This window comes from Ruminococcus sp. AF37-20, from assembly GCF_003460465.1.
Classification (GTDB): Bacteria; Bacillota; Clostridia; order Oscillospirales; family Ruminococcaceae; genus Hominimerdicola; species Hominimerdicola aceti.
The window spans coordinates 25,282-48,314 of the sequence record NZ_QTVE01000001.1; the positions used below are offsets into that span (position 1 = coordinate 25,282).

At 38.8% G+C, this 23,033-nt stretch carries 16 protein-coding genes and 1 tRNA gene; 2 read left to right on the forward strand and 15 right to left on the reverse strand.

Annotation, left to right across the window (positions count from 1 at the left end; genetic code table 11):
• Positions 1–30 precede the first annotated feature (30 nt).
• From DW015_RS00175 to nrdD, 4 genes are all read right to left on the reverse strand, one after another.
• Positions 31–1,314, reverse strand: a complete 1,284-nt coding sequence (locus tag DW015_RS00175) for an AAA family ATPase (protein WP_117903337.1) — start codon at positions 1,312–1,314, stop codon at positions 31–33.
• 81 nt (positions 1,315–1,395) lie between these two features.
• On the reverse strand, positions 1,396–3,090 hold the full coding sequence (locus DW015_RS00180) for a leucine-rich repeat domain-containing protein (protein WP_117903339.1): 1,695 nt from the start codon (positions 3,088–3,090) through the stop codon (positions 1,396–1,398).
• A gap of 124 nt (positions 3,091–3,214) precedes the next feature.
• The gene (gene nrdG, locus DW015_RS00185) at positions 3,215–3,733 is read right to left on the reverse strand and encodes an anaerobic ribonucleoside-triphosphate reductase activating protein (RefSeq protein WP_117903341.1); all 519 of its coding nucleotides are present in this window, start codon (positions 3,731–3,733) and stop codon (positions 3,215–3,217) included.
• 274 nt (positions 3,734–4,007) lie between these two features.
• Positions 4,008–6,182 carry an anaerobic ribonucleoside-triphosphate reductase gene (gene nrdD, locus DW015_RS00190; RefSeq protein ID WP_022287606.1) on the reverse strand — a complete coding sequence of 725 codons (2,175 nt, stop codon included), beginning with the start codon at positions 6,180–6,182 and terminating at the stop codon, positions 4,008–4,010.
• 357 nt (positions 6,183–6,539) lie between these two features.
• Between nrdD and DW015_RS00195 the strand changes: the two genes are divergently transcribed.
• A tRNA-Arg gene (locus DW015_RS00195) sits at positions 6,540–6,616 on the forward strand.
• An 856-nt stretch (positions 6,617–7,472) separates the two neighbouring features.
• On the forward strand, positions 7,473–8,357 hold the full coding sequence (locus tag DW015_RS00200) for a hypothetical protein (protein ID WP_117903342.1): 885 nt from the start codon (positions 7,473–7,475) through the stop codon (positions 8,355–8,357).
• Positions 8,358–9,092: 735 nt separating this feature from the next.
• Here the strand turns inward: DW015_RS00200 and DW015_RS00205 are convergent.
• The 11 genes from DW015_RS00205 to DW015_RS00255 form a co-directional block, all read right to left on the reverse strand.
• The gene (locus DW015_RS00205; protein ID WP_117903344.1) at positions 9,093–10,175 is read right to left on the reverse strand and encodes a site-specific integrase; all 1,083 of its coding nucleotides are present in this window, start codon (positions 10,173–10,175) and stop codon (positions 9,093–9,095) included.
• Between the two features lie 213 nt (positions 10,176–10,388).
• Complete coding sequence (locus DW015_RS00210) at positions 10,389–11,135, reverse strand: helix-turn-helix domain-containing protein (RefSeq protein WP_117903346.1); 747 nt, start codon at positions 11,133–11,135, stop codon at positions 10,389–10,391.
• Positions 11,122–13,644 (reverse strand): VirD4-like conjugal transfer protein, CD1115 family, encoded by a 2,523-nt coding sequence (locus DW015_RS00215; protein ID WP_117903347.1) that lies wholly within the window; start codon positions 13,642–13,644, stop codon positions 11,122–11,124. Before DW015_RS00215 ends, DW015_RS00210 begins: the two co-directional genes overlap by 14 nt.
• Before the next feature lie 12 nt (positions 13,645–13,656).
• Positions 13,657–16,866 carry a relaxase MobL gene (gene mobL, locus DW015_RS00220; RefSeq protein ID WP_117903348.1) on the reverse strand — a complete coding sequence of 1,070 codons (3,210 nt, stop codon included), beginning with the start codon at positions 16,864–16,866 and terminating at the stop codon, positions 13,657–13,659.
• 2 nt (positions 16,867–16,868) lie between these two features.
• Positions 16,869–17,294, reverse strand: coding sequence for a hypothetical protein (locus DW015_RS00225; protein WP_117903350.1), 426 nt, complete (start codon positions 17,292–17,294; stop codon positions 16,869–16,871).
• A gap of 335 nt (positions 17,295–17,629) precedes the next feature.
• Positions 17,630–18,001, reverse strand: coding sequence for a hypothetical protein (locus DW015_RS00230; RefSeq protein ID WP_117903352.1), 372 nt, complete (start codon positions 17,999–18,001; stop codon positions 17,630–17,632).
• Between the two features lie 2 nt (positions 18,002–18,003).
• Positions 18,004–18,570, reverse strand: a complete 567-nt coding sequence (locus tag DW015_RS00235) for a hypothetical protein (RefSeq protein WP_117903354.1) — start codon at positions 18,568–18,570, stop codon at positions 18,004–18,006.
• A gap of 11 nt (positions 18,571–18,581) precedes the next feature.
• Entirely contained in the window at positions 18,582–18,884 is a 303-nt protein-coding gene (locus DW015_RS00240) for a DUF3217 domain-containing protein (RefSeq protein ID WP_117903355.1), read from the reverse strand.
• 18 nt (positions 18,885–18,902) lie between these two features.
• A complete protein-coding gene (locus DW015_RS00245) occupies positions 18,903–20,063 on the reverse strand; it encodes an Ig-like domain-containing protein (RefSeq protein WP_117903357.1) in 1,161 nt (386 codons plus the stop codon).
• Positions 20,060–22,738 (reverse strand): hypothetical protein, encoded by a 2,679-nt coding sequence (locus tag DW015_RS00250; RefSeq protein WP_117903359.1) that lies wholly within the window; start codon positions 22,736–22,738, stop codon positions 20,060–20,062. Before DW015_RS00250 ends, DW015_RS00245 begins: the two co-directional genes overlap by 4 nt.
• A complete protein-coding gene (locus DW015_RS00255; RefSeq protein ID WP_117903360.1) occupies positions 22,701–23,030 on the reverse strand; it encodes a hypothetical protein in 330 nt (109 codons plus the stop codon). Before DW015_RS00255 ends, DW015_RS00250 begins: the two co-directional genes overlap by 38 nt.
• Positions 23,031–23,033: the final 3 nt, after the last annotated feature.

A 23,033-nucleotide genomic window follows, 5' to 3' on the forward strand; every position in this document is an offset into this window, starting at 1 on the left:
TAGAGCAGGAAATACTGTTTATCGTCCTTGTCAAAGCGTGACCTTATCCATTACGGCTTCTGCGGTGACTTCATGCCAAGCAAATCTTCTTCTTAAAGCAAAGTCAAAGACCTCTACGCTTCTGTCGATATCGTTCATTGTGCCTATGATATACACATTTGAGGGGATAAAGAACTTATCGTTATCATTATTTATATAGAATGTTTCGTCAGTTGCCAGTGCAGAATACTGCGTAGCTATCCTGCCTTTTTCTCCTCTGTAGTCTGCGTCCAAGCAGAACATGGTTTCACCAAGGACTTTTGATATTTCCGCTCTGTTTATCTCGTCAATGATAAAAAGGAAAGGAGGGAGTTCGGCTGGCTTTATGTTTTCAGCATCAAAGCCTTCCTCTTTTATCTTGTTTATCCAGAAGTCAACGATAGACTTGTCCTCGCCAGAGAGAAACTCTTTTATGGCATCTTCCGTCACCTTTTTGCCTGAAGCCTGTATACGCTCTATAACTCCTGCTTTTCTGCAAAATGACTTGAAAGAGCCGTTTTTTAACGTATAGCCTATGCTTCCGCTTGCAAGGTTTGGTCTTATGCCCTCGATAAAGTCTGTGTAGTCATATGAGGGGTGGAACTGCACCATTTCCATTTGTATATTTTTATCGGCGTTTTTGCCCAACAGCTTGTCGGCGATCTCATTTCTTGCGGAAAATGTCTTTCCTGTGCCAGGTGCGCCGTTTAAAATGAGCTGTTTGTTTGCTTTTAACAGTGAATATGTATCTACCATAAGTGAAAAACCTCCGCCAGATGTGACTTGAGTGCCATCTATCAAGAATTCTGCTACTTGTCTCATTTTCTGTATAGCGTCAGGTTCTCCGTCAATAAATATGCTGTTATTATTGGCGTCCCTAAAGATAGGTTTTTTACTGCTGTCAGTAAGGTTGACCCAAGCACCCGTTCTAAAAACGTCCATTTCGGTATCTTTAGATATTGATAGTAAAGCTTTATTTATTGTAAGGGTTCTGCTTTTGTCAACAAAATTACCTGCATTTTGCCGCCATGCTCCTAGCTTTGTTTCTATTGGTGTAGGATTTGGATACATTATATAAAGAAAATTTTCAATGTACTTTTTGTCTGTAGGTGATTGAATGCCCTGCAAAACTATCACCATAAAGAAATGGAGATTTCTTCTTAAATAACCTCTATCTGTTTCTTTTTGAAATTGGTCACTGTTTAAGTATTCAAGCTGTTTTATAAACGTTTCGTCTTGGTCAATCAACAACTGTTGCACATCTGCAAATGTGCTGTTCCATGTTATTTTTCCCATATCAGGTACTCCATTCTTCTATAATTTTATTGCAATAATTTCGTTATATCTTATCAGCAACGCTTTGTCAAGGCGGAGTAATCAGAAATAGAGGAATATCCACTGATCCATGGTGTCAAGATCAAGTTCTCTTACGTCTATGATCTTGCTGGTGCAGTCTGATATTATGGTCACGGTCTCGAGGCTTTCACATTTGCTGAATGCATATGAATTGATGTAATTTAATGAAGTCGGGATAGTTATGTTTTTAAGATTTTTGCAGTTATAAAATGCCATGAAGCCTATATCTGTTACGCCATATGGTATCTCAAGGTTTTCAAGACTTTTACATTCGCTGAAAGCATAACTGCCTATGCTTTTGACTGCGTCGGGAATGGTGATGTATTCAAGACTACGGCAGCCTGCAAAAGTATTATTGTATATTTTATCTATTGAATCAGGCAGTTTTATGTGTTCAAGGCTTTCGCAATTGTTGAATGCGTGTGCGCCAATGTAATATAATGAATTAGGAAGAGTTATGCTTTTAAGACTTTCGCACTGATGAAACGCATAATGTCCAATATCAGTTGTGCCATATGGTATCTCGATGCTTTCAAGACTTGTACATTCATCGAAAGCATAACACCCTATGCTTATTAACGCATTAGGCAGGGTAATGTTTTTAAGGCTTCGGCAACCTGAGAACGCACAATTGGTTATTTTCTTTACTGAGTCAGGTAGCTTTACTTGTTTTAGACTTTCACAATTTTCAAATTCGCTGTCGCATATGACAAGCGTACCATTTGGGACAGTTATGTCTGTAAGTTTCTTGCACCCACTAAAGGCATTGCATCTAATGTCCTTTGCAGACTCAGGTATTTTTATGTCTTCAAGGCTCGTACATTCGCTGAAAGCATGTTCGCCTATGGCTTTAACTGTGTCAGGCAGAGTGATGTTTTTAAGACTTTTACAACCCTCAAACGCACTATTGCGTATCTCAGTTACCGTCTCAGGCAGTTTTATGTGTTCAAGGCTTTCGCAGTTTTCAAATACGCTCAGGTCTATGAGCGTAACGCTATTTGGGATAGTTATGTCTTTAAGATTTTTGCAGCCTTTAAAGGCATAGAAGCCAATGTCCTCTACTGAATCAGGTATTTTTATGCTTTTGAGGCTTGTGCAGTTTTCAAAAGCCTTTTCCCATATAGAAATTACTCCATCTGGTATATTTATACTTTCAAGCTCGGTGCAATTACAAAACGCTTCTTTGCTAATAGTTGTCAGTGAGCTTGGAAGAGTTATATTCTTTAGTTTGGTGCAACCCTTAAATGCGGCTTCGTCAATGCTTATTACAGAATCAGGTATAATTATACTTTCAAGCTCGGTGCAATTACAAAACGCTTCTTTGCTGATAGTTGTCAGTGAGCTTGAAAGAGTTATATTCTTTAGTTTGGTGCAACCTTTAAATGCGCCTTCGTCAATTATTGTTACAGAATCGGGTATGGTTATACTTTCAAGGTTGGTGCATTTTCCAAAAGCTTCTTCACCGATAGTTGTCAGCGAGCTTGGGAGAGTGATGCTTTCAATGCCGCAATCCTGAAATGCACAAAAGCCAATAGTAGTTACTGTGTCAGGTATGTCTACATTTTTTAGATTGTAGCATCCGTCAAAGATCAAAGAATGAATAATCGTTGCGTTTTTGGGAAGCTTTACACTTTCAAGTTCATAGCAATTTCTAAATAGATAGACGTAGCTTGTCGATTCGGGCATAGTCAGGTTTTCAAGATTTATGGACCTCATTGATATATTCCTCCATTTTTCTTTATTTGACTATATTATAACACATCAACTGTCCGTTTGTCTGGACTGCAAATAAAAAAGCGGCCATATGCAAAACATGGTCGCTTTTCCAATATCTTTATAGTTATATATCTTCGCTGTTCACCCATACCCCGTCCTCTTTATGAAGTATCCTCTGATTTTCAGACCCTCTGAATTTCAGGGAGATGTTTTTCTTTTCAAGGACGAACTCGCCGTCAACAAGGTAGTCAATAAGGCTCAGCATTTCGTCTGTGTACTGTGTTCTGTATGGGGACTTTGAGCCTGCAAGCAGGTCAGTTTCAAGGGTACAGCCTGTGTAGCACCACACGTCCTTGTCGGGAAGTTCTGTTTTCACACGGCGGAGGAGTTTTGTAAGCTCAGACTGGTTCTCAGGCTCCATAGGCTCGCCGCCAAGGAGCGTAAGTCCTTTTATATAGCCCTTTGAGAGGGCGTCAATTATCTCGTCTGCGGTGGTATCTGTGAAAGGCTTGCCGTAGTCAAAGTTCCAAGTGTCAGGTTGAAAACAGCCCTTGCAGTGGTGTCTGCAACCTGATACGAACAGCGTGACCCTCACACCTGAGCCATTGGCGATATCGGTTTTCTTTATCTCACAATAATTCATTTTCCGCTCCTTTCATACATACAACGCAGGGCAATACGATTTTGTATTGCCCCGATAGTCATATGCTGTTTGCTGTTTTATGTCAGTAATAATGTTCATTATTTTCGGATTTTGCAGTTTTGAGTTTTTGAGTTTTCCTTGCTATAATGTTCATTTTTCTGACGAGTTTTGATTTTTGAACTTTTGGGTTTTAACGGCTATAATGTTCACTTTTTTTGAAAATCGCTCAAAAAATTTTTTGGGTTTTGTAATTCTACAAATTTTTCTGAGCAAATCACAAATGCAAAACTCTCTCCTTTATCTCCTGAGTCCTGCCCTGATTCCAGAACTGCGTGCCGATGTAGCCGCAGGTGCGCCTTGCAACGTTCAGAGTGTTCTGATCTCTGTTGCCGCAGTTCGGACACTCCCATACAAGCTTGCCGTCATCTTCTACTATCTTTATCTCACCGTCAAAACCGCACTTCTGACAGTAGTCGCTCTTTGTGTTAAGCTCGGCATACATGATGTTGTCGTAAATATGCTGCATAACTGCAAGAACAGCCTCTATGTTGTTCTGCATATTCGGCACTTCCACATAGCTGATAGCTCCTCCTGGTGAGAGAGCCTGGAACTGTGACTCAAAGGTGAGCTTGTCAAATGCGTCGATGTTCTCGGTAACATGGATATGATAGCTGTTTGTGATGTAGTTTCTGTCTGTTACACCCTCGATAACACCAAAACGCTTCTGCAAACATCTTGCAAATTTGTATGTTGTGGACTCCAATGGCGTGCCGTAAAGGCTGAAATCTATGTTTGTTTCTGCTCTCCACTTTGCGCAGGCATCATTAAGGTGCTGCATAACTTCAAGGGCAAAAGGCGTTGCTGAAGGGTCTGTGTGTGACTTGCCCGTCATGTATCTTACGCATTCGCAAAGACCTGCATAGCCAAGTGATATGGTGGAATATCCGCCGAACAGGAGCTTGTCGATAGTTTCACCCTTTTTAAGCCTTGCCAATGCACCGTTCTGCCAAAGGATAGGCGCAACGTCTGACGGAGTGCCTTTAAGTCTTTCGTGACGGAGCATAAGCGCACGTCTGCAAAGCTCAAGCCTTTCATCAAATATCTTCCAGAACTTATCCATATCCTTATATGACGAGCAGGCAACGTCCACAAGGTTTATTGTAACAACGCCCTGATTGAATCTGCCGTAATACTTAGGCTTGCCGTTTTCGTCAAGATATGTTGTAAGGAAGCTTCTGCAGCCCATGCAAGGGTAGCACTGACCATTGCCATTCTTGTCTACCTTAAGCTCCTTCATTTTCTTTTCGCTTATATAGTCAGGCACCATTCTCTTTGCGGTACACTTTGCAGCAAGCTTTGTAAGCTCCCAATATTTTGAGCCTTCTCTTATGTTGTCCTCTTCAAGGACATATATTAGCTTAGGGAACGCAGGTGTTATATAGACGCCCTTTTCGTTCTTTACGCCTTGGATACGCTGTCTGAGCATTTCCTCTATGATAGCCGCAAGGTCATCTCTTGTCTGCCCCTCCGGCACCTCGTCAAGGTACATGAAAACAGTAACGAAAGGTGCTTGACCATTTGTTGTCATAAGAGTGATGACCTGATACTGTATCATCTGAACGCCCTGAACTATCTCAGCTTTTACTCTCATTTCGGCTACCTTATTTATAGTATCCTCGTCGGCAGGGATATTAAGCTCTGCGAACTCTTTTTTTACCTCACGGCGGTATTTATCACGGGATATCTGAACGAACGGAGCAAGGTGGGAAAGTGTGATACTCTGTCCGCCATACTGTGAAGAAGCTATCTGAGCGATAGATTGTGTAGCGATATTGCAGGCTGTAGAGAAGCTGTGTGGCTTTTCTATCATGACCTCACTTATGACAGTGCCGTTCTGGAGCATATCCTCAAGATTTACAAGACAGCAGTTGTGCATATGCTGAGCGAAATAATCGGCGTCGTGGAAATGTATCAGACCTTTTTCGTGAGCTTCAACTATATCGTCAGGAAGCAAAAATCTTCTTGTGATATCCTTGCTGACCTCGCCTGCCATATAATCCCTCTGAACTGAATTGACAGTAGGGTTCTTATTGGAATTTTCCTGCTTGACTTCCTCGTTCTCGAAGTTAAGAAGAGAAAGTATCTGCTTGTCAGTAGTATTAGCCTGTCTGACGATAGAACGCTCATAGCGGTAGGTGATATAATGCTTTGCCACTGTATACTTGCCGTGGCGCATGATATCGGCTTCCACCCAGTCCTGAATAGTTTCAACGTCCATAGCCCTATTCATTTCAGAGCATTTGTCCTCTATATTCTGTGCTATCTCTCCTATCTCTCCCTCAGAGAGCCTATCCTTTTCCTCCACAGTGATATTAGCTTTCGCAACGGCGTTTTCTATCTTTTCCTTATCGAACGTATTCTCAGCGCCGCTTCTTTTTATTATCTTCACCTATACTCTTCCTTTCATTCTATCCTGCTCAACCACTATATATTGTGGTTGACTGCTTTTATCACAACATAATATTGAACATTTACTATTATACCACAATCAGAATATAAGTCAAGGGCATAGAATGATAAATAATCTACAAAAATTTCGGTTAAAAACAGAGCAGTTTGCCGAAAAAGTATTACAAATGATTACAAACACTTGATTGACAAAAAGTGTGAAAAACAATGGAATTTAAAGGGATGATAAAGGTGTGAAGTGGCAGGAGGTGATGTGAATGTTTTGTAAAATAAATAGTAAAATTCCATTAACTCATTGACAAAGGGGCTTGCATATGATATAATATTAGAGTTGAATGCGCCAGTAGCTCAGCTGGATAGAGTGACTGGCTACGAACCAGTAGGTCGGGGGTTCGAGTCCCTTCTGGCGCACCAATCATTTTTGATACTCACAAAGGAAAATCCACAGGATATAAAAAATGTGGACTTTCCTCAGCAAGTATCTTTAAGTATCCTTGCTGAGCATATATGAAAGCTTGTAGTAACAAACTAGGATATGTTTTGTGACATTTGTTTCGTTTCGCTCTTAGACCTTGTCAAGGCAGCTTCACATTGTGGAGCTTAAGCGAATCATCTGATGTTAATCCATAGTGGCGTCGGCACATAGGCTTGCAGTTAGCTTAACTGTTACTGGCTGGCTCGTGTTCATGTTCTGAAATGTTAAGAATGCCTGATCGGCGTGATTGAACAGTAACGAACGTCATGGCTCTAAGCGACTTAAAGACAACTCAATGTCTTGTTGTGCTTGTGTTTCACATCAGTTGACCTCATCTCAATCTTATTTGAGGACTTACGATATTCGATTTTCAAGCTGCATTTTTGACGAGTTGAATCAGCAGCTAAAAGCAAAAAGAGCTTTCCAGATGTTTGACATCGTGAAAAGCCCTTGACAATCTATTTCCAACGTGCTATAATAGAGCACGAGGATAGCATTCTCTGAAAGCTCCACAGTTGCTGTAACATCTGTGCTGCTGGGCTTATAAATTCCGCCAAGAGTTTATAAGCCTTAGAGGGTGCGATTTTTTATGCCCTCTAAATTTCCTCTGTATATTAATTATACCACCATTTTGTCAATTTGTCAATACTTTTGCGGAAATTAATGGCGGAAAATATATATTTTATATATAAATGCAAAATGCCCCCTAGTGTGTCACCGTGACACATATTCTTGGTCTTGTCATTTTAGAAACTTTTTCGAAAAAGTATTTTTTCAAAAATGGAGTTGTTTCTTATGGTTATTCTTGAGGTTCCTGAATTTCAATATGATATTGTCAAATCCAGAGGTGCTGTCTGGGATGCTAACATCAAAAAGTGGTGTGCTGATCGAAAACATCTAAATGCATTATGCGAATGGATACCGTACTATAAGGAATCTTACTATCATGGAAAAGAAGTTCAGGGTATAAATACTTTTGAATTACAAGAGTTTGATAAGGTCTTTGATAATAATATAGATATTATTAATCAATATTTGTATCTATGTATTACGAATATCAAGTGTCCTCTTTGCTGGGAAGAAACGCCTGTTGTGTTTAAAATATCTTGTTATGAATATTATATAGACGATGTTTCTAATGATTTTTTCCCTTTTGAAAACTTTTCTATCCTGCCCTTAAAAGACATAATGGTTATGAATAAATCAAATCCGGTGATTTCATATTTGTATGAATATCTTCATGATAATTTCGGGTATGATATGAACGTATTTATATCTGAGTTCTATGATGATAAATGCAATTTAAAGTATTGTAGCAAGGATTATTTATGCTACAACACTTGTCGTAACTGCCACCGCCACTTAAATATTGAAGATGAAAAGCTGTCTTTATGGTTTAGTGATGTCTTGTTCGATTTTTCCTTTGATGTTTTAAAAATTGAATTAAAGTATGATTTGGTTTATTCGTATTACGCAACTCCTGCAATTATAGATTTAAAAGAATATTATTATGAGATTCCCGATGAATATAAGAATTCAACAGACCCTCTTCGTAGCAATTCTCCGTTTTGTAATAAGGCTTACGAAACGTGGAAAAACGAAGGCTTTTACAGATCAGAATTTTTTGCCAAATGGAAACAAAAATTAAAAAATGCAGAAGTGATAAGATTTACATTTTAATTCATATAGCGATTTCGTATGTTGATATACTATGCAAGTGTTTGATTGCAAATAAAAACTCCCTATGTGTCACGATGACACACCAGGACGTTCTTTACTAAAATAGTTAAGTTTTGAGTATTTATGTGTTAAACTCATATTTTTTATTTTATATTTATAGAAATAAAGATAAAAGATAACATGTTTTTTGTCTTTTTTATAGTGAAAAAAACTTTTTTTAGAATTGTTAGTGAAAAATTTGACTTTTATTTTTTGGTGTGATATAATAAAATTTTCGCCCAAAGTGGAAATTTAGTGAAAAATGGTCAATTTATCACATTTTTTCTGAAAATAATAAAAAATCGGTTTTTGTTCGTATATGCGTTTGACGGCAAGAAAATTTTGTGGTATAATATTACTTGGATGAGGAAATAAAAAGCAGACCTGCTTTCAGATATTAAAGGAAAGGAGGTAATTGCCAAGTGGATGTACCAATTTTAGCACTGACCATTTTGCTTGTTTGGGTTTTGGGCAACATTATAAAAGAGCAAAAAAAATAACCGTGCTAGCCTGTCAAACTAAACGGTTATTTTAAATAATCACAGACAACCAACTTAGTAAGTTGCGTTGCCTCATCTATGTTTAATATAGCACAATTTGAGTTGATTGTCAACATTGTTAAGACTTCTCAGGGCTTTTATGCTCTGGGATGTCTTTTTATTTATGTTATGTACAATGTGAAAAATTATGAATGTGTCACGGTGACACATTCACATCTTTCATGTAATCTTCAATAGTGTTAGCAACGTTAAGCTTCTCCTGAAATGTTAAGTGAGTGTAGATATCGCTCGTCACTGCCAAACTGCTGTGTCCAAGCCATGCAGATACGGCTTTCATGGGAACGCCATGTTGAACGAGCAGGGAAGCGCAAGTGTGGCGAAGATCGTGAAAGCGGCATCTGAGGTGCATTTCGTTCATTAGTCTGATGTAACGGACAGAAAGCTCATCAGGCTGTATAAGAATGCCCTTGCTATCAACGCATATGTATTGTAAATATTGCCGTGAATAGCTGCTCCTGTTAGCTGCATAAGACAAGCACTGCTTGTGTTTGAGCCATTTCAAGTAGCTGTATACACTGTCAGGCAGCGGAAGTGTGCGGCGGCTTGACCTTGTTTTAGGCACGTCTGAAAATATAAGCGTAGTTTTATGGTTTTTGACGCATTTGACCACAGTATGTTGAATGCACATAGTGCGCTGCTCAAAATTGATATCCGACCAACGCAGCCCCAAAACTTCACTGCGCCTAAGCCCCATTGTTCCTGCTATAAACACAGGTGTGTAAATTGCAGTGTGTTTTATTTTGCTGAGAACAAGATCAAATTGCTCTGTGTTGAGAAAGTTACCACAGAACTTGTCGCAGGAGGGAAGTTCTGCAAGAAGTGCGGCATTTTGGTCTGTCAATCCGTTCTTTACGGCAAATTTCAGCGCCATCTTGATGTTTGAATGATGTTTCCTGATGGTTGAGCCTGATAAGCCTGATTGAAGCTTTGTGAAATAATATTCTTCAAGCACTGCTGGCGTGAGCTGAGAAAGCATTGTACCCTTGCTGCGAAAATACGGCACAATATGGCGATTGACCTGGGTGCAGTAAGCTTCATATGTGTTGGCTTTTACAGACATTTTTTTGTTGTGCAGCCACGTTTCAAGCAGATCGGCGAACGGAGTGTCACTAGCTTTTTTAGCCGACAACTTGTCTTTAAGCTGTTGGTTTTCTCCTGCAAGCTGTATCACAAGTTTTTCAAGTTTTGTTTTTTCGTCAATTAGTTCTTCGATAGTCATAATGATCCCCTTTTTTGATATAATAAATTAATTATATTACAAAAACAGGTATTTTGACAGCTTGAATTGATATCTGTCTGAAAGAAAAAAGCGAATTTCACATAAAAACAAATACTCATCAATAACTTTGATAATAACTAAGTATATAAACCAAAATCAATTATTTGATTTCAGACAGATAATCAAGAATGGGTCAGTTATAGACAGTTCATTTTACCCACTACCCCTTTTTAAGAAAAAAATCTCCGAAAGCCGCATTTTTTTCTTAAAACCTATTGACAAATCCGATTTTTTGTTATACAATGAACTTGTGTTTTTAATGGGTGTGTTCATTGTAAAGCAATGAATGCTCTGCCTCCTGCTTGAGCGGCGGGGGGCTTTTTTTATTCTGCTGTGAGGAACATATATGCAGACAGTATATGTGTTGTCTGTAAAATCACCTACACGAGTTCTGATTTTCTTCTTACGAATGAATTTGCCTTTTACAAGCTTTTCTATCGTCCTGAGAACGTCCTGACGGCTCATGCCAAGAAGCTTAGATAGATCATTATAGCTTTGGAAAAAACTCTTGTGCGAGCTGTCAGCCAGCTTACAGCACACTGCATAAACTCTGAATTCATTTCCATTCAATCTGCTCATAAGCTTTTTATCCATGGTGAAATATTTAGAAGCTGTAGATACGGCATCAATAGTGTATGTATATGTTCCGAGCTTGCCGGGTGTAGTCATTTGACGTTTCTGTGATTTTATGAAACCGCATTTGCTGAGAGAACGGACTGTACGCTTTACCGTTGACAACGAACAACCGCATAGTGACATAAGGGTTGACTGCTTGACTGTGATCTCATAGCCAAGCAGATTTCTTTTTGTATTCTTGTGGATAAGACTATAGAATACACAGGCAAGTTTCAAGTCTGATGCCTGTGTAAAACGTGTAACAAAGCTGTTAGGTATTCGCATTTTTCAATTCCTCATTATTAATGTATTGTTCCAGTGCCGCCCATTCATCGGCAACAAAATTGCTGCGTATATCAGGACGTTTCTGTATTTTCTTTATGTAGCCCCTTGCAGCGGCATAGTTTTTCTTTTCTATAAGGCTGCTAAGCTCATCTCCTGCAAGTCCATTGACCTTATAGAGAAGTGCAGATATATCTACATATGGGAGTTCGCTTTGAGAAGCAGGGAAGTCATCGGGGAGATAAAGCTCGTCTGTGCTTTCATCAAAGCCGTCCTCGTCATCCTGAAAGTCATTGTCAGAATAAGCCTGGGCAAATATTTTTCGTGCTTCATTATCACGAAATTCTTTTAGCTGTTGGATATGCTGCTGATACTCTATGACCTGACGCTGCGCCTGACTTGCCTGTTTTTCAAGATCCAATGCAGTCTTATACACAAGCTCAGAAACTGCTCCGCCTGCAGCTTTTATTTTCTCAATATCATTAAGCTGCATATAGTATTTGTTCATAGCACTTTCTGCATTATTTTTCAGCTTATCAAGTCTATACTGATTGCCTATAACGCCCAAACTGTCCCAAAGCTCATCATATGGGTAAAGCACAGCAGAGAGGTCTATGTTATGGTTTCTTATAGGCAGATTTTCGACAGGTATTCTTGGCGGCTTATTCTCGATAAGGTGATAAGGCGTGATATTAGTTCGTATTGGCTCACAACGCATTTTCTTAACTATGGCAGTGCCAAAAGGAAGCTTAGACAGCTGTGTGGTATCGAGCAGAGCCTTGCGGTCAACGTGTTCGCCTTGGTGATCGATAAAGCCATATAGGCTGCCGCTGAATGTAAGATAGTTTACGGTCTCGTTTCCTATCATTTCGGAAAACGCCTTGTTAGTGTTTCCGTTAAGAGAGAGTATGTATATCTGAATATTGCAAGCGCCCTTTATGCCGTCCTCTTCTTTATCATACTTCTTGAGCTGACCATAGTCCTGCAGAAAGAGATTGAACAGAATGTTAGCTCCTGGAGAAGCGTTCATTTTGCTGCTGAGGTCAGGAAGCTTTGTCATTTGACCAAACTCATCGTAGATATACTCTATTTTTCGTGGCAATTTGCCGCCCTGGTATTTTCTTGCCTGCTTTGCAAGGTACATAAAGGATTGGTCTGCAAACATTGAAGCTATTACATAACGTGATTTTTCCTCATACGGCACAAGCATATATATTATGCAAGGCTGATCTTCATTGATAAGGTCAGCAAAGTTTATTTCATTTTTAGATGTCAGCTTTTGAACTCCCATATCCGTCATGAAGATCTCAAGGTCTGCGGAGAGAACAGTGTATATTGAAGAACGTGTATCGCCCTGGGAGAACTTTGACGTTGAATAGGATGTTCTTGCAAGACAGCCCACAGGCAGCGCATTGAACAGTTCATCGAGAGCATTGACCATTTTCTTATTGCCGCTTTCGTCCTCGATCACTGTATTATATACGCCAAATTCAGTGAAGAATGTTGTTATGCTGTACATATTAACGTTTGACATATCACCTTTTTCATAGCCTTTATCAAGGAAATAGTATATCAAGGCGCTTAAAAGTGACCTTGCAGAGTCTGTCCATATTGCTTCGCTTTGTACATCGTCTGTAAGACAGTGGGCAAACGAGCTGACAAGCTTAGAGGTTTGTGAAAGATCGTTGCTTCCGCTCCGTTTTGCAGCGAGATATTCGTCAATGATAAGTTGTAGAGGATTCCAACAATCAGATCGGTCCGTATCGATAAGATTAAGAGTGACTATCTTATATCCGTTATTTGCAAAATCTTCATATGTCAGTTCAAGCAACTCGCCTTTCATATCGTTTATGATAAGCGAGGGCTTATTTTTTGAGTTAGCCATAAGCCGCATACTTGGCAGCACATAGCATTCGCCTTTACCTGAACGAGGAGCGCCTACTATCATTGTGTTGTATGTACCAGTTTCAACATAGTACATACCATTGCTTTCACCAATGAGCATACCAGCTTGTTCCGCTGACTTTATATTATCCATAGGGACTGCCTGAAAGTGTTCAAGAAGCTCATTATCTTCCATGAATTTATTATCACCCTTGATGTCCTTGCTGTCATTCTTCATACGCCACAGAGTATGGAGCTTTACTGTTATACACAATCCTACTACCATTGCCAGGATAATCTCAAAAATGAACATCATAAATCCTGACGGAACAACGATGTTCCACGGCATAAAGTGAGTGCTTGTGTATTCACCAGAGCGTCCGTTAAGGCTTACCCTGCGCATACTTTTAAAGATGTAAATAAAAATGCTGTTAAAGATCACATACAGTATCGATGTAGCTATTGCAAATTGTTTTATTCTGACATTTCGGCGGTCTTTGTCTTTTTCAATAGGTGTTTTATTCACCGCATTTAAAATACGCATAGCAAGATCATAGATCCAACCAAATACAAAAAGTATTTTTGCGATGATAAGATTTTTTATGCGCTTAAGTTTTTCAAGATCCATATTAGTTCCCCTTTATATGCTATGATATTGTTCTTTTGCTTTCGCCATTTCCTGCTCAATCTCAAATTCTCTCATAAGACGTGCGGTTTTTGCTTCCTCAGATTTAAGGGCGTTGCGCAGCATACTTGATGATTTATGAAGAAGTGTCCTCTGCGCCTGCATACAGCCTGCTAGTCTGAATTCAAATGGTATATCCGCTTTTTTACCGCTTATTATCTTTTTAGCAATGTCATTGCCTGAGCGTGCTGACTTTCTCAGCCATTGATATGCTGCTTTCTTTTGACCGTCACGAAGCAGCATTAAACCATAAGCGAGCTGTCCACTGTTGTTGCCGTTTAAAGCGCACTGACGGGAGCACTTTTCAGCCATTTCGTTTTTATTTTCAGATAGATACACTTTTCCAAGAATATACTGTGCATTTGGATCGTTGTATTCAAACGCAGAACGCTTAAGGTATTCTTTAGCTTTTGTATTATTGAATGAGCTATAGTATTTGCCCAGAGTGTATATCGCAGGCTCAAAGTCCTTATCGGCGGCTGATGAAAGGTAGCGTATTCCTTTTGAAACTTCTGTTGATTTTCTGCTATCAAGAAGAATTTTCCCTGCAGCATACATTCCGTATGTATTATCCTTGTCTGCGGCTTTGATGAAATACTGCAATGCTTTTCTTTTGTCCTGAAATGAAAGATACAATTTACCAAGGCGGTACGCTGCTATTCCCATAACATCATCCTTATGCTCAGCAGCGTGCATAAGGTGCTTTTCTGCAAGAGCATTGTCATTGAATTGCTCCTGATAGAGTTTTCCGAGAGTGTATGCTGCATAGTAATTATCTTTTGCTGCTGAACGTTCTAAGTATGATGCCGCCTTGTCATATCTCTCTTGTGAAAGATACAGCTTGCCAAGACTATATTCACACAATCCTGTTTTATCCTGTGCGTTTTCAGCACCCTTTATCAGGACTTTTTCAGCCTTTTGAAGATCTTTTTTGTTGTCGCTCTGATAGAGCTTACCGAGCATATATTGTGCTTTATAGTTATTGGAGTCCGCCGAGAGCAGCAGATATTTTTCAGCACATTCAAGGTCTATATCCGTTCCTTTGCCATTCAGATACATCATACCTATCTTGTAGCTGATATTATCGTCATGGTTTTTAGTGAATACTTTCTCTAAACCTGTTAAAGCTTCAGCGTAAAAATCATGCGCACTCGTTAGGTCTTTTTCTACTCCTTGTCCCAGTTCATAAGCTTGTCCTACGGCATAACTTGCGAACGGCATTCCGCCTTTGCTGCTTAGTGAGCGCATATAATAGTCAAATGCTTTGGCATAGTCTGTTTCAACACCAGAGCCGTACTTGTATATGTTACCGAGAGCAAAAAAAGCATATTTGTTTTCAGACAGCTTATAATGCTCTATGGCTGAGTTATAGTCTTGAGTAACTCCAAGACCATATTCATACTTTTTACCTATACGATAGTTGAGATAGGATTTTGTCCAATTATCACGTTTGTCATCACTCATGCTTACTATGGACAGCAGCTTGTGAAAATCTTCAAAGGCTTTGCTGTAATATTGCTGACTTAGTGTATCGCCGTCATTGGATTTTAGCATTTGGCTGTCATAAAGCTTGCCTATGTCATATGTTGCGATAATATTTCCGCTTTTGCTTTCTATTGAGAGTATTTCAAAAGCTTTTTCGGGGTCTTTCTTTATGACTGCTGATTTGTTCTGTTCATTTCCGTACATATAGTCGAGGGCAAGCTTATAGTTCTTGCTCCAATCTATGCGTAGACGTTCCACTGCCTGATCGCTTTTATCATTTTCAGACAGATACGCTTCAGGCTCTTGCGGAAAAATATCCGTGCTGTAGTCAGGAGCATTTGGTTCATACAACTCATCATAATTTCTTGAAGATAGGTACATTTCCAAATCATCAGGGATATCAGAGTTTTCTAAAGAGTCATAAGGCATAGCATCCTCTAAATCATCTTTTTTATTTTCAGACAGATACACATTTGATTTCTGCGAGGAAATACCGTTGTTGTAGTCAGGCTCATTTTTCTCAGAAAAGCCTTCGCTTTCTTTTTCAGACAGATACGTTTTCGTTTTTGGAAAGTAAGAAGTATTATCAAGATCTATATGGGATTGCAGATCCTCAGGTGGTTCAAAATTGACATTCTTTGTGTTGTAGTATTCACGGCAGATAGAAAGAAATGAGTTTCCTACTCTGGAGTAAAAACCTGACGGATCATGAAGCTGATGTTCTTTATACTCAGCCCACCTTGAATTTTGTCCGTATCTGTTTCGGAACATTGCTTGTGTGCTGTCGAGCTTATGAAGATATGTGTCAAACATTATTTGCAAAGTTTGATTTTCTGATATGACAGATCTTATACAACTGTCAATCTCGTTTTTTGTCACATCATTTTGTTTTGCATACCACCACTGCTTGCCGCTGTTTTTTAGGTCATCAGGAAGCTTATCGATAAGTGCGTTTATTTTTTGAATACTGCTTGCAAACTCGGACTTGATATGAGGTGCAAGCACGTTTCTTTGAAATTCAGTAAGGTTAGCAGCGGCGGCACTTTTGTCAATGAAGTGCGTCATTTCAGTTTTCAAAGCGTTGAAAGCTTTCTGCTCGATATCGTCTTGACCTTTGTTTTTGTATGTAATGCGTCTATCTTCAAGTCGGTGATATTCAAGAAGCTGATAATGGATATGTACATTACCTGTATTGACGTGAATGCTGCCGACCCAGTAGCAGTTACTTGCATCCAACTTTTCTGATTTGTCTATCATTTTGTTAATGCCTTTTCGTGCGGCTTCAATAAGTGCCTGGCGGTTGAGCTGATTGCCGACTATGAAATTATTCTGCCGCAGATATGCGTTATCAAATGAGATAACTCCTGCATATTTCGGACAGCCCTCAGAGCGGCTGACAGCTTCAAGCTGACGTATCTTGTCTATATCGGCAGGAGTCAGACTATCTTGTGTGCTTGTGAAAGCACCTAAAGAGCGTTCAGCTTTTATGTTTTGAGCCTGACTTTTCTCGTTTGGTACAAATTCTGAATATACATACTCCATTTCGTTGGCGTGTTTGTTCGGCTCAAAAGCTTCAGGGCGGAGCATATAGTCCAGAAAATCGAATATCTTGTTGCCACCGTCACCGCTTATTCGCCACTTGTATACGAATTTGCATTTGTGAAATATTCCTGGTGTCATTATTAGTCACTCTGTTCGTCTTGCAGGGAGTCTGCACCCTTATCAACTGAGCGCTGATGTACGATGCTCTTGTAGTTGTCATTTGATCGTGACATGACGTCATGCGGTTCGCTGTCACTCAGACGCTTGTCGGCTGAGTGGAATTCCTGCACTTCATAGAAGTGCAGGAGCGTATTAATTCCGTCACGCTCCTGATATATCATGCTGTTATTTTCTTTTGCGATCATTAGCAGCTTTTCAATGTTATCTTGAATGTTTTTCAAACATTCATCGTTTGGTGTTTGTTTGATGTTATTGTAGGCACTGTCTATCAGAAACGCAAGACAATTGCTGTATGTTTTAATTCCGTTCAGCTCCATTATCTTTAAAAACCTTTGATAATGTAGTTCTGAAAAAGACAGCAGCTTATTGATAGGTTTGCTTTTCATTTTTCATCCAACCTTTCCGTGTAGTTTGATTTTATTTTGTGATATTTAAGTTAGAGGTGTGGGTCAAGAGCATAAAGGCACGATATCGTGCCTGCTGGAAACCTCGGTAGAACCGAGGTTTCAGGTGGGATACTGTGATATCATCGGGTCTTTTTCTATATACGATTTTTTGTATATAATTGTAATTTATATATTTTATATATATTGCAAATCAAAATTTATATATGATTTATATACGAAAACTTCCTCTATTTACCTCTTTATATACGAATTATATAATTTTCATGCTGTAATAATCTGTATATATTTCTGTTGTGTAAACAAAACAGGCTTATTTATGAACTTTCTTTGTCCGAAATTTCAAGCATCCTGAGAATTTCTTCATTTGTAATTGAGTTTTCTTCAGAATTTGTTATCGTTTCTGTAAGAAGATTTTCGATTTTTTCTGTTGTATTTATCATTTTTTGCGCTGCAATATGCACATTATTTATAGTGGAATTTGCACCCTCTGAAAGGCGGTCAAGCTCCTGATTTACTAACGCACGAACGATAGGCGGAAGAATATTTACAACAAAATCGTCATTGCTTTTCACAAAATCTGATATTAGTTTTGTAAGTAATGCGTTCCGTGATAAGTCCTCAGCTTTTGCTATATTGTCTAGTTTATCTATCATATTCTCAGGAATATTGCGTATGATTATATCCATTTTCAATTACTCTCCTTATATACTTCATTGTAGAAATCAGCTTCATCACCATATTTTTTTGCTATCTCTTTGCTGTTGCCCTTGAACACGTTAGGGAGAATTTGCGGTATGGTGTAAAGGAAAAAGCCTTGCTCAGGTGTCCACTTATTTAATTCAAAGTAATATGGTTTACGTCCTTCTTCTTTTATATATACAGCAGTGAAATTTTTGTCTGCAAACCTTATCTCTTCAATGCTGTTATATTGGAAGTGGTAATCCTCTTTTTTATCTTTATAGTAAGCAAGCTGCAGTTCATTTTCTGTTGCCTTTATATAAAGAAAATGCCTTGGATATTTCACAAACATCTTTCCTGTTACCATTGCAAGGATAGTAAAAAACGCTGTAAGTAAATAAAAAAGCAGTGCTGCTTTTGCAAAAAGTGCAGATAAAAAATACATTACCAATGCACAAAAAACTGCGATTATAACAGTGTATTTTATCTTGTTAGTTCTTGCTTTTTGAACTTGAAATTCATCATCAAAAGAACTGTTTTCGTTATTGACAGGGTACTCAAAAAGTATATTTTCCATAGCACTTTACCTCACTTGTTCTGTGACGAGATGGTTATATCACTGCTGCATATTTTCACGTTATTATCTTTAAAAGTCCTCAGTTCTCCCTTAACTACTATCACACTGCCTTTGCGCAAATGATTTCTTGCAAAGGAAATTGTGCTTTCCTCATTAACGTATACAGTGAAAACATCGTTAAAGCTCTGCTCGCCTTTTTTAGCCTTTCTGGGCACTGCGATAAGAAATTCGATAGCATAGGCGCTTAGGTTTTTTATATCAGAAACGATAAAACCTATTACTCTTACTTTATTTGAAGAATTATTAAAAGTCATTCTGATTACCTCTTTTCATTATTGGCTAACTGTTATCATACAGCTTGCCTTTAAGCCCTTATCTTCTGTTGTTGCGGTTATGATAGCTTTGCCTTTTGATACGGCTGTTACATTGCCGTTGCTGTCAACTGTTGCAATATCAGGACGGTTACTCTCCCATTTTACGTTCTTATTAATGGCATTGTCAGGCTCGATCTCTGCACGAAGCTGAGTGCGTCCTCCCACTTTAAGCTGAACGTCATTATACTCAAAATCTGTAGCAAGCTTTATAGAATAGACTCTAGGCTGCGTTGTTGTAGTTGTTACTTGCTCTGTCGGCTTTGCAGATGGAGCAAGTGTTTGAGCAGGCTCATTATGTGTTGCGCCAGTGGTCTGTTCTGGGGCATATGCAGGCTCATCATATCGTCTTGTCTCCTGCGGTCTTGTGTTGTTTTCTGCTGTTGCAGCTTGATGTTTGGTTGAAGTAGTTGTGCTTGTTTGTGACTCTTCTGCCGCCTTTTCGCTGACGTTATGTGTTGTTTGTGATGTAGCCTTTGTAGTCACAGCGACAGCTTGTGCTGTTGTGGTTTTTGGCTTTGTTGTGCTTGAAATACTGCTTGCTGTACTCGTTTGTGTACGGCTTTCAGTATTGCCTGGGACAATTTTTATTGCACTTTTCTGCATATCTTTTCGGTCAATAGTTATCGTTCTAATGTACCCTTTTCCTTTCTCAGTGTGTGCAGGTATCTTCTCTCCAAATTCATCATATGCGTCTGCATATTTTGTATCTGGCAGAGCAGATCTGACAACAACACGCATTATCTTGAAGTCGGACGGAGGGTCTTTCACTGTTACTTTTCTTGAATAATCATCATATTTTTCGCTGACTGTGAACTTATACTCTGTTAGATCATCATCAAATCTTATCGTCTTAATTTCGGGATATGTTGCCCTAGTATCACTGCTAGAAAGGCGGCATTTTAAAACAAATTCGCAAATATTATCGTGGTAAGAAGCGTCTGTTATCTTTATATTGTAGCAATTAAGAGTTAGCGTCTGATTATAATTATCGCTTTTGCTTTTGTATGTAATTGATTGCATCCATCTGTTCGATGTGAGAAAAAATGCTGCTAACAACACTGTCACAACAGTAAATATTATATATATTTTACTGCTGCTTTTAGGACTTACTACTTTCATCGTGCCGCCTCCGTTCCTGCAGCTTGAAGAAGTTCTTTGATAAGATTATCCACCATTTGAACTATAACTGCGTCAATATAATGACTTATGTTTTGCTCCATTCTAAGGTAGGAATATGTTTCTGCAAGGAAGCATTTCCTGAAATAATCAGAGTCCATTTTTCTCAACATAAGTCCATATTCCTGCTTAGAATATTCGTTGTAATAGTGAGAAAAGCAGTTGTGGATTATCTCTATTCTGTCCTCTGCATTGCCCATATAGAGAAGCTGTCTTGCACCAACAATTCTTCTGCAATGCAGCTTGTCCCTGCCTGCTCCTAATGACAACAGCATTTGACCAGGCTCAAATGCTGTGCTTTCTTTAAGCTCGGTATATGAGAATTGCGGAAAGGCTTGGTGCAATATCTCAATGCTTTCAGGCGATTGTTTAAGCACCAATCGGTATTGAACTAGGGAGAAAATGACTTTTATAGAGCCTGCTGCTGTGATGTTTCCGTCAGGAATAAAGTCTAATATTGATTGAGTTGCAAACCATAATCCTGCAAAATATTTTCTTGTGCGGCGAACAAGTTTTTCAATAAACTCTGTTACCTGTGGATATTTCACTGAGATAAATCTGTGAGCTTCGTCAATAAGACACACAACATTTCTTTTATCCCATGGATTGATAAGGTTTTGATTGTAGCCTATGTTTTTGCATATCGTTGACCACATAATAGTGAGAATATTAAAAAGCTGAGCGTTGTATACATTCTCAGCCATTTCACTTATGCTCTTAACATCAAAGATTATCAGGTCATTGTTTTTTACATCAACATTAGTCGCTCCGTCAAACATTCCTGCATATGCACCTTTACCGCAAAGCTGTTTTATATACACCTGAATGTTGCTGTACGCTTCATATTTTCTTTCTGGCATACCTGTTATGTTGCAAAGCTTTTCGTGAAGCTTGTTGTTTACATCTGTAAAAGACGGAAACTGTTTCGGATCAAGATATGTAACATCTGTTTCAGGGAAAATACTCTTGTCTGACAGACATTCAGTTACAAGATCCATAAAGATTTCCATAGTGTACATATCTATTTCTGGCATATACATTGACATAAATGTGCGTATTCTTGACATTTCAGAAGCAAAATTTTCTCTTGCTTCGTCCTCTGGTGATATCTCATCATCAACTCGTGAGTCTACAACTTTACATATTTGCAGAGGATTTATCCTTGAATTGCTGTTTATCTTTATGGTTTGACCATCATAGACCTTTGCCATAGGTTGATACTCGCTTTCGATATCAAGTACCATTACTTTATTGCCTATAAGCAGCTGGTCTTCAAGCATTGATTTCAGCGTTACTGATTTACCGCCGCCTTTAAGTCCTATTGCCAAAAGGTCAAAGGAATTACGACTTTTAGTCCGTTTAAAGGTATTGAGAATATTAAGACCGCCTGTTTCCGTGAAGCCAAAGAAAAGCCCTGTATCGTCTATATGTGATTGATAGTAAAACGGAAACTGACGTGACAAGGTATCAAACACTGGGAAAGGAGTTTTTATTGTATTGCTCTTATCAATGGTGGATAAAAACTCATGCTGCATTATATTTGTTGGAACATACGCCGCCAAACCGCTGAGTTCAAGCTCGTGGATCAGTTCCTGTGTCCGTTTATTCAGTGAGTTTAGATCGGTATCACTTACAATAAATCTGAGTGTTACATAGTATATCTGCTCATTGCCATTTTTTATGTTCTGGTATATCATTTCTAGCTTCTGATATTCAGTGCTTGTATCGAGCTTTTCTGTGGCGTCCTGAATTATACCTCCTCGTGACTCTAACTCTCGCAGGGAAGAACTAAGTTCATCTAATACAGTTTCTTTATCAGCCACATTAACGTCCCATACTATCGTATCATTCGATTGTGTAACTATCTGAGCAAGTCTAAGGTCATCTATCTCAGCTGCATAATCGTACACTACCACTGTCTGAGCAAACACATCATTTATCTTGTAATAGTTTGGCTTAAATATTATTGTTTCAGGCAGGATAGTTTCATTAAGATCTCCATTTTCGGACAACTGCTGATTTTCTGTATTCAGACAGATAAGCTTATTGAGCGTAACGATTATTTCTTCGGTTGAACACCATGATACATCAACATCTCTCATGTGGTTTATAAACCTCTGAGCGCCAGTATATATTTTCTTCTCGTCATCAGAATAGATAAAAAGATAAGCCATTCGGTCATAATGGCTTACCTCAAAATCTTCAAATATATCATGCTGTTCGTTGAGCAGATATTCTGAATACCTATTGATGCTTTTTTGCATTTTATACTTTATATAGGCTTTCTGATTAGCAAGATACGGAGTTTTTGAAGTGAAAACGTATTTGTGATCAGTGCCTATAGATAAAGTTGCCTTGGCAAAATTATTGAAAACTGTATTGCGGTCATAATCGTTAAGATCGAATATATCCATGCCTGATACGGCAAGAACACCCATTTTAAGTGATTTTCCTTTGACCTTAAGCGTCACAATGCCGTTTTCAATGCTTTCAAATGAAAGACGTGACATTATGCTCGATTGGTCTTCGGCAGCTTTCTTATGTGCTTTTCTTTTTGAAAAACCTTTACCATTGACCTTGTTATTCGTGCTTTTCGGCGTCGATGATCTCCTCATCATTGATCTCTCCTCCTTGGTGCTTGTGCAGAGTTTTATTTGTCATTAGGAAACTGAGCCACTCAAGCCATGCTTCAGCAAAGCTTTTGCATGGATCAGAGGGGCTTTTTCCGCTCATTATGAGAAATATCACACTACAGAATATGATAAATGGAATGCCTAGTTTGGGACTTACCATGATATTGGCTAACTGTGATGACACCATTAGTGTTACTATCAATCCGACTATTTTTGTAAGGTTGATATGGCGGAAGATACGCTGTTCCGCTTTTGTCTTTTTAGGTACTACTCCCATATG